Origin of the sequence: Phenylobacterium sp., from assembly GCF_004299445.1 — a bacterium.
In the GTDB taxonomy this organism is placed as follows: domain Bacteria; phylum Pseudomonadota; class Alphaproteobacteria; order Caulobacterales; family Caulobacteraceae; genus Phenylobacterium.
Genome location: NZ_SCTC01000085.1, coordinates 1 through 8260 on the forward strand (window position 1 = coordinate 1; position 8260 = coordinate 8260).

6 protein-coding genes are annotated in these 8260 nt (G+C 69.0%); 4 read left to right on the forward strand and 2 right to left on the reverse strand.

The window, feature by feature from the left end; genetic code table 11:
- The 4 genes from EPN98_RS23910 to EPN98_RS23925 form a co-directional block, all read left to right on the forward strand.
- A partial coding sequence (locus EPN98_RS23910; RefSeq protein WP_293365491.1) for a hypothetical protein occupies positions 1-218 on the forward strand: 218 nt, incomplete at its 5' end.
- Positions 215-1351: a glycosyltransferase gene (locus EPN98_RS23915; protein WP_293365493.1), complete on the forward strand. Its 1137-nt coding sequence runs from the start codon at positions 215-217 to the stop codon at positions 1349-1351. The genes EPN98_RS23910 and EPN98_RS23915, both read left to right, overlap by 4 nt.
- Positions 1351-3282: an asparagine synthase (glutamine-hydrolyzing) gene (asnB, locus tag EPN98_RS23920; protein ID WP_293365495.1), complete on the forward strand. Its 1932-nt coding sequence runs from the start codon at positions 1351-1353 to the stop codon at positions 3280-3282. Before EPN98_RS23915 ends, asnB begins: the two co-directional genes overlap by 1 nt.
- The gene (locus EPN98_RS23925; protein ID WP_293365496.1) at positions 3279-4406 is read left to right on the forward strand and encodes a glycosyltransferase family 4 protein; all 1128 of its coding nucleotides are present in this window, start codon (positions 3279-3281) and stop codon (positions 4404-4406) included. Before asnB ends, EPN98_RS23925 begins: the two co-directional genes overlap by 4 nt.
- Positions 4407-4409: 3 nt before the next feature.
- On the opposite strand, the gene EPN98_RS23930 is transcribed toward EPN98_RS23925, so the two are convergent.
- Both EPN98_RS23930 and EPN98_RS23935 read right to left on the reverse strand, forming a co-directional pair.
- Complete coding sequence (locus EPN98_RS23930) at positions 4410-5591, reverse strand: Wzz/FepE/Etk N-terminal domain-containing protein (protein ID WP_293365498.1); 1182 nt, start codon at positions 5589-5591, stop codon at positions 4410-4412.
- Positions 5592-5598: 7 nt separating this feature from the next.
- Entirely contained in the window at positions 5599-8133 is a 2535-nt protein-coding gene (locus EPN98_RS23935) for an SLBB domain-containing protein (protein ID WP_293365500.1), read from the reverse strand.
- Positions 8134-8260 lie beyond the last annotated feature (127 nt).

An 8260-nucleotide genomic window follows, 5' to 3' on the forward strand; every position in this document is an offset into this window, starting at 1 on the left:
TTTTCTACGCCACCTGGCTGGATCGCGCACGGCACGATGCCAATCATGTTTCCTACCTCATCGGCATATTCTCAATCGGATCCTACTCCGCATTCAACATCGGCATTTCCGCCAAACTCATGGATCTGAGTTTCCATTTCCTGTACGCGGTCGCCACATTCACCCTGATCGGGTTCCTGCGGCTGGCCTTGCGCCCGTCGGCTACGAGTACGCCTTGAGCAAGATCGTCCATATCATCACCGGCCTCAACTCCGGCGGTGCGGAAATCATGCTGCTCAAGCTGTTGAGCGGCATGCAGCACAAAGGGTTGGAACATTCGGTCATTTCCCTCGGTGACCGGGGCGTCATGGCCGGGCGCCTGGAGGAAATCGGCGTCCAGGTGCTGACCTGCGGCATGACGCCGGGGCGCATCAGTCCCTTCAAGTTCCTGAAACTCGTGTCCACGCTGCGGCGGCTCAAGCCCGATCTCGTGCAGACTTGGCTGTACCACGCCGACCTGCTCGGCGGCCTGGCGGCCAGGGTGGCCGGTATACCGCGGGTGTACTGGAACATCCGCCATAGCAATCTGGATCCGGACAAGAACAAGCGACACACCCTGTGGACGGTGCGGACCAACGCGCTGTTGTCGCGGTGGATCCCGGACACCATCGTCTGCAATTCCAGCAACTCGGTGGCGATCCACCAGGGCGTGGGCTTCGACCCGGGAAAGTTCATCGTCATTCCCAACGGCTTCGACCTGCAGCGCTTCAGCCCGGATGCGCCTGCCCGCGCGTCCGTCCGGGAGGAACTGGGCCTGGCGCCGCATGCGCGGCTGGTGGGCTTGATCGCCCGCTTCGATCCGCTGAAGAACCACCGCGGCTTCATGCAGGCCGCCAGCCAAGTCGCGCAGCTCTCACCCGATGCCGCCTTCCTCCTCGCCGGCACGGACATCAACTCGTCCAACGGCGCGCTGGCAGGCTGGATACGCGAAGCCGGGCTGGATGGCCGCGTCCACCTGCTCGGCATGCGCGAGGACATCCCGCGCCTGACCGCTGCGCTGGATGTCGCGGTCTGCTGCTCTTGGGGCGAAGGCTTTCCCAATGCGATCGGCGAGGCGATGGCCTGCGCCGTGCCCTGCGTCGTGACGAACGTGGGTGACTGCGCCGGCATCGTCGGCGACACCGGCTGGGTCGTACAGCCGGGCGACATGACGGGGCTCGCACGATGCATCGCCGAGGCCCTCGGCCTTCCGGCAGAGGCGTGGCAGGCACGGGGCGCCGCCGCGCGGCAGAAGGTGATCGACCGCTACTCGCTGCCCGCCATCGTCAGCCAGTACGAAGCGCAGTACCTGCGTGCCGGAAGGACGCCCTGATGTGCGGCATAGCCGGTTTCCTCCAGCCTGCACCGCTGGACGGCGCGCAGGCCGCGCGACTGGCCACCGCGATGGGCGAGCGCCTCCTGCACCGGGGCCCGGACGACGGCGACCGCTGGATAGATGCCGACGCCGGCATGGCACTGGCCCACCGCCGCCTGGCCATCATCGACCTCTCGCCGGCCGGCCGCCAACCGATGTCCTCGGCCTGCGGCCGCTACGTCATCGCCTTCAACGGCGAGATCTACAACCACCTGAGCCTGCGCCCCGTCCTGCCCGGCGTCCCCTGGCGCGGGCAGTCCGATACCGAGACGCTGCTCGAGGCATGCGCAGCCTGGGGCGTGGAAAAGGCGCTGCGCGGCTGCGTGGGCATGTTCGCCTTCGCGTTGTGGGACCGGCAGGCACGGCTGCTCGTGCTGGCCCGCGACCGCTTCGGCGAAAAGCCGCTGTACTACGGCCACCACGCAGGCGTCTTCCTATTCGCTTCCGAGCTGAAGGCCTTGAAGGCCCATCCGGCCTTCACACCCGAGATCGACCGCGGCGCACTCGCCCTGCAGCTGCGCCACAACCACATACCCGCGCCGTACTCCATCTACCGCGGCATACGCAAGCTGCTGCCCGGCACCTTCGTCACGGTGCCGGCCCGCACCGCGCAGGCCGGCGAGCCCACCGTCTATTGGTCTACCCGCGATGTCGCGGAACGCGGCCAGGCCGCACTCTTCGCCGGCAGCCCCGCCGAGGCAGAGGACGAGCTCGACGCCCGACTGCGCGAAGCCACGCGCCTGCAGATGGTCGCCGACGTGCCGCTGGGCGCCTTTCTGTCGGGCGGCATCGATTCGTCGCTGATCACCTCGCTGATGCAGGCCCAGTCCGCACGCCCGGTGAAGACCTTCACCATCGGCTTCGAGGACAAGGCCTACAACGAGGCCGAGCACGCGCATGCCGTCGCGCGGCACCTGGGCACGGAGCACACCGAGCTGATGGTCACCGGCCAGCAGGCGCTAGACGTCATCGCACGGCTGCCGCAGCTCTACGACGAGCCGTTCTCGGACTCCTCGCAGATCCCCACCTTCCTCGTCGCGCAGATGACGCGCCGGCACGTCACGGTAGCCTTGTCCGGGGACGCCGGCGACGAGCTGTTCGGCGGCTACAACCGCTACCACGCGGCCACGCGGCTGATGCACAGGCTGGCGTGGATGCCCATGGGCATGCGCCGGCAACTCGGCGCTGCGCTGTCCTCGGCGCCCGTGCGCTGGTGGGATGGTCTGGCCCGCCTGGCCGGCATGTCCGACGGAGCGGAGAAGGCACGCAAGGTTGTCGAGATCATCACGGCCCCGGACCAGGGGGCGGTCTACCGGCGCATGGTCTCCCACTGGAAGGCGCCAGCCGAGGTGGTGCTGGGCACGCAGGAGCCCACCACGCTGCTGAGCGACGCCAGCCAATGGCCACGGCTGGAGCACTTCGTGCACCAGATGATGGCCATGGACACGATGAGCTACCTGCCGGACGACATCCTGGTGAAGGTGGACCGCGCGGCCATGGGCGTCAGCCTGGAGACCCGCGTTCCGCTGCTGGACCATCGCATCGCTGAATTCGCCTGGAGCCTGCCGCTGTCGCTGAAGGTGCGCGGCGGCCAGGGCAAGTGGCTGTTGAGACGCGTGCTGGACCGCTACGTGCCGCGCTCGCTGACCGAACGGCCCAAAAAGGGATTCGCCGTGCCGCTGCAGGCCTGGCTGCGCGGCCCGCTGCGCGAGTGGACCGAGCATCTGCTCGACGAATCCCGCCTGCGCCAGGAAGGCTACTTCGACCCTGCGCCCATCCGCCAGAAATGGGCGCAGCACCTCTCGGGGCAGCGCGACTGGCACTACTACCTCTGGGACGTGCTGATGTTCCAGGCCTGGTTGGCCAGCGAACGGGAGCAGCAGGCGTGAAACGCAAGGTGATGATCGCGTTGAACGCGGCGTGGAACCTTGCCAACTTCCGTGCGGGCCTGATCCGGGCGCTGGTGGATGCCGGCTTCGATGTCGTGGCCGTCGCCCCGCGCGACGAATACGCCGACGGGCTGGCGGCCCTGGGCTGCCGCTACGCCGAGCTGCCGATGGACAACATGGGCACCCATCCCGGCCGGGACCTGCTGCTGCTGTGGCGCTTCCACCGCCTGCTGCGGCGTGAGCGACCCGACGTGCTGCTGGCCTACACCATCAAGCCGAACGTCTACGGCTCACTGGCCGCGCATGCGCTGGGCATCCCGGTGGTCAACAACATCGCCGGGCTGGGAACCGCCTTCCACCAGGAGACCTGGCTCACCCGCGTGGTCCGACGCCTCTACCGCCTGGCGCTGCAGCGCTCGCACCGCGTCTTCTTCCAGAACGACGAGGATCGCGACGCCTTTGTCGGCCGCGCCCTCGTACGCCCGCAGCAGGCCGCACGCCTGCCGGGATCGGGCGTGGACCTCGGCCGCTTTTCCCCGGTGCCGCCGCCGCGGCAGCCCGCAGCCTTCCGTTTCCTGCTGATCGGCCGCCTGCTGTGGGACAAGGGAGTCGGAGAGTACGTGGAGGCGGCCCGCATCCTGCGGCAGCGCTTCCCGCACGCCGAGTTCGCGCTGCTGGGCTTCCTCAACACCCTCAACCGCACGGCGATCTCGCGCGAGCAAGTCGAGGCCTGGCAACGCGAAGGCCTGGTGCGCTACCTGGGCGAGAGCGACGACGTGCGCCAGCACATAGCCGACGCCCACTGCGTAGTCCTGCCCTCCTATCGCGAGGGCGTGCCTCGGGCGCTGCTGGAAGCGGCTGCGATGGCACGCCCCGTCATCACGACCGATGCGCCGGGCTGCCGCGATGCCGTCGACGCGGGATGCTCGGGCCTGCTGTGCCAGGTACGGGACGCCACCAGCCTGGCCGACAGCATGGCGACCATGCTGTCCCTGTCCGAACCCGAGCGCCTGGCGATGGGACAGCGCGGGCGGGAGAAGATGGAGCGCGAGTTCGACGAGCGCGTTGTGATCGACCGCTACCTGAGCACGCTGCGCGAGATCACCCGCGCCGCGCCGGGCTGAGTTTCACTCCCGGCGCCAGGCGGCACGCAGGCGCCGCAAGCCGTCGGCGTTGCCGGGATCGCGGGCGATGTGCCGGATGCCGTTGCGCACCAGGACGAACAGGAACAGCAAGACCCCCGCGCCCAGCGTGGCGCCGATGGTGATCGGCACCCTCTGCGGCCAGCTCCTGCGCTCGGGCGGCGTCGCCGCGTCCACCACCTGGATCGTCGCGCCTTCGCGGCTCTCGTCCAGCTTGGCCACCTCGAACTGCTTGGCGAACAGCTCGAAGAGCGTCTCCTGGTACTTGAACTCGCGATAACGGCTGATGTAGTCGTTGGACTCGGCGTCCTGGTTGGCGCCCTCGGCCTTGGACAGCTGGGTGCGCAGGGCCATGAGGCTGGCCTGGGCCAGCTTGAACTCGGCGGCGTCCTCGGTCACGTAGCCGCGCATGGCCTGCAGGCGCACCTCGGCGGCCGTCACTTGCGCGCGCAGGGCGGCATAGACGTCGGCGGCCGCGCGCGGCTCGGCGCGCAGGGTCCCCTCGTTGATACCGCTGCCCTGCAGGCTGCGCTGTGCATTGGCCAGCCGGTCCTGCGTCTGACGCAGCTGCTTCTCGAAGAAGACGCGGCGCTGCTGGGCCTCCGTCAGCGCCAGCTCGTTGGTGAGGCGGCGTAGCTGCTCGACGTAGTTGTTGGCCATGCCGGCCGCGCGTTCGGGATCGGCATCGTCCACCTCGATGGTGATGAGCCCGTCCTTCTTGCCGGCACTGATGCGCACGTTGTTTGACAGACGCTGGCGCGCGTCCTGGTAGGTCGAGGCATGGTAGATGTCGCGCAGCTTGTAGCCGTCGATGATCCGGTTGGCGATGGTCCTCGACTGCAGCAAGGCGGCGTACTGGTCCGCCGGGTTCTTCATGCCGGCCGCCGCGCCGGCCAGCCCAGCCAGTGGCCCCAGCGTCTGAAGCGCCGCCGCCGCGGCGCTTTGCTGCTGCTGTGGCGGCAGGATGACGGTGCGGCCGGTGAACTCGGGCGTTATGAGAAAGGAGGCCCCGGCGGCCACCATGCCCGCCAGGAGCGCGCCGCCCACCAGCAGCCGCAGGTTCTCCGCGAGGACGACCGCCAAGTCCAGCAGTCCCACGCCGCGGTCGCGGGTGTCATCGAGGGCCTTGTCTTGCACCACGGCCACGGAAGAATGCGCTTGCGTCATGCTCACCTCAATCGCGCAGCGTCTTGATGGCCGCTGCACCCAGGCTGAACTGGTAGACGATCTGGGTGATGTCCTTGGCGTTGCGGGTGAACGCGCTCCAGGCCGTCTCGTGGTCGGTCTTCTCGGGCAGCACGATGGTGTCGCCGGGCATGACCTCGGTGCGCGTCACGCCGCCGAACCAGCCCTGGCTGGCATTGGAGGCCACGCTGCCGTCGGCGCGAATCACGAAGAGCTGGTCGACGTCCGCCCCGCTGGTCACGCCGGCCAGGTTCAGGTAGTCCTGCACCGTGCGGCCCTGGCGCCAGATCAGCGAAGCCTCCGTGTTGACCGAGCCCAGCACGTAGACGAAGTCCGGCCGGCTGGGAATCACCAGGCGGTCCATGCCCTCCAGCCGCAGCTCCGGCAGCGCGTTCGCCGTAGCGGCGTCAGGCGGCAGGCCCAGCATGATGCGGCCGCTGGGCCGGAGGTTGCGCAGCCGCTCCAGGCTCTGCTTTTGCGCCGCGGTCTCCGCGGACAGGCGCAGCTGGGCGGCGGTGGCGTTGTCCTGGCCGGTGGATACGCTGGCTGCCGAGGTGCTCAGGCGCGACTGCAGTTCCGACTCGAGGCGGCGCACCGTCCTGTCCAGGTTGACCGTCTGGGCCTGGCGCACCTCTTCGCGATAGAACTCCGCGCCGAACAGGTAGGCGTCGGGCGTCAGGCCGCCGGCGCGCGCAACCAGTTGCTGCAGGCCTTCGCCGGGCTTCATCTGGTAGACGCCGGGGCGCAGGACCTCGCCCTCCACGCGGACGAAGACCTGGCGCTTGGCCTGGGGCACGCGCACGTCGCTGACCGAGAACACCGTGAGGATGTCCCCCGGCTGCAGCGGCAGGTTGTCCGGGCTGTTCGCATCGGACAACGCGCGCCCCAGGTTGAACGGCAGCAGCTGCACGCTCACGTCCTTGCTGTCCACACGCTCGATGACGGCGTACTCCATGTTCACTTCGTCCACGAGGTTGCCCACGCTTTCCGCCAGCGAGTCCGCGTTCAGGCGCGTCTCGCGGCGCTGGATGTCGCCGGGAGACAGGTCCGGGTCGTCGTCCTGCGGCAGGCCGTCGCGGGACGGCCGCCTGTCGTCCCTTCCGGCGGACGGGGGGCGGCCCTCTGTCGCCGCGAACGCCCTGGCGGCTCGGCGGCGTTCCAGGGGAGACAGCAGCACCTCGTTCTGCCGCTGCACCGATGCACGCGACATCAGGACCGCCTTGCTGGGGATCAGGTCGCGGACCTTCATTCCCTCGCGCCACGGCAGGCGCACCGGCTGATCCACGTTGCCGCGCAGCGTGACGGCATTGCCGAACTCGGTGGTCAACGGCAAGACGGTCAGCAGGTCGCCGTTGCGCAGCGGTGTCTTCAGCGCGCGGGCATCGAGCGCGAAACGATCGACGCTGCGCGCCGGCTTGCTCGCCGGGTCCACCCGCTCCAGATAGGCCGTCTTGGGATCGGCGACGACCGGCAGGCCGCCGCTGAGCGCCAGAATGCTTTCGATGGTGTCGTGGGCCGCCAGCTCGTAGACGGCCGGCACGTTGACCTTGCCCAGCAAGGCCACGTGGCCCCGCGCGGGCGGAATCACCAGCGTATCGCCGTCCTGCAGCCGGATGTCGCCGGACTTGTCGCCGCGCGCGAGGAAGGCGTAGAGATCCAGTTCGGCAACGACCTTCTCGCCGCGCTTGACGCGCACCTGACGCAGGCTGCCCGTGGGGTTGGGCCCGCCGCTGGCGAACAGCGCAGACACCAGGGTGGACGTTCCGGAGAGGTTGTAGGCCCCCGGGCGCTTCGCCTGGCCCACGACGTAGATCGTCATGCCGCGCAGCTGGCCCATCGTCGCGCTGAGCTGGAAATCCTTGTAGTAGCGGCCCACGGCCGTCCTCAGCACGGCCTCGACCTGCGAGTAGCGCACGCCGGACAGGCTGACAGCGCCCACGCGCGGCAGGTAGATCTGCCCGCTGCGGTCGACGACGGCACGCACATCCACGTCGAGTGAGCCCCAGCCCCGCACCAGCACCTCGTCACCCGGGCCGAGGACGTAGTCCGAAGATACCGGGGCGGTCGGGGTCTGGCCGAAGCCGCCGTTTCCGGCGAAGAAGGAAGCGCCGAACAGCGGCAGCGCATGCCCGGTGCTCTCCAGTACGAACTTCTGGAAGTCGTTGGGCGGCAGCGGGCGCTCGGCCGCAAGCCGCTCCTGCTGCACCTGATCCGGCCTCTGGCGGACCGCCAAGCCCGATGCATCCTGGGGAAGCGGCGCCGCACCGCCGCGCCGGAGCATCGGCACCGGGCTGCCGTCGACCTGCCCGCCGGCCGCGCTCCGGAACCGCTCCGCTGCCTCCCTGCCGGGCGGGACATCGGAAGCCGCATAGGGTGCGGCCGACCAGATCTGCGCGTGGGCCGGTCCCGCGGCCAGTAGGCAATACAGCCCTGCGAGCAGCGGCAGGCGGAAGGCAACTCGGCGTTTGTTCATGTCCTCGGCAGCATCTGGCTGGTAGTGAATAGATGCAGGGCCATCGGTCAACCCCGCTGAGCGCGGCAGGCATCCTAAGGCAGCGCGTGCAGCTTTGACCCAGGATCAGCGTGACTGCCTGCGGCCGTCTCACTCACGCATCACCGCAACAACATCCAGGCGTCCCACGCCGTCTTCC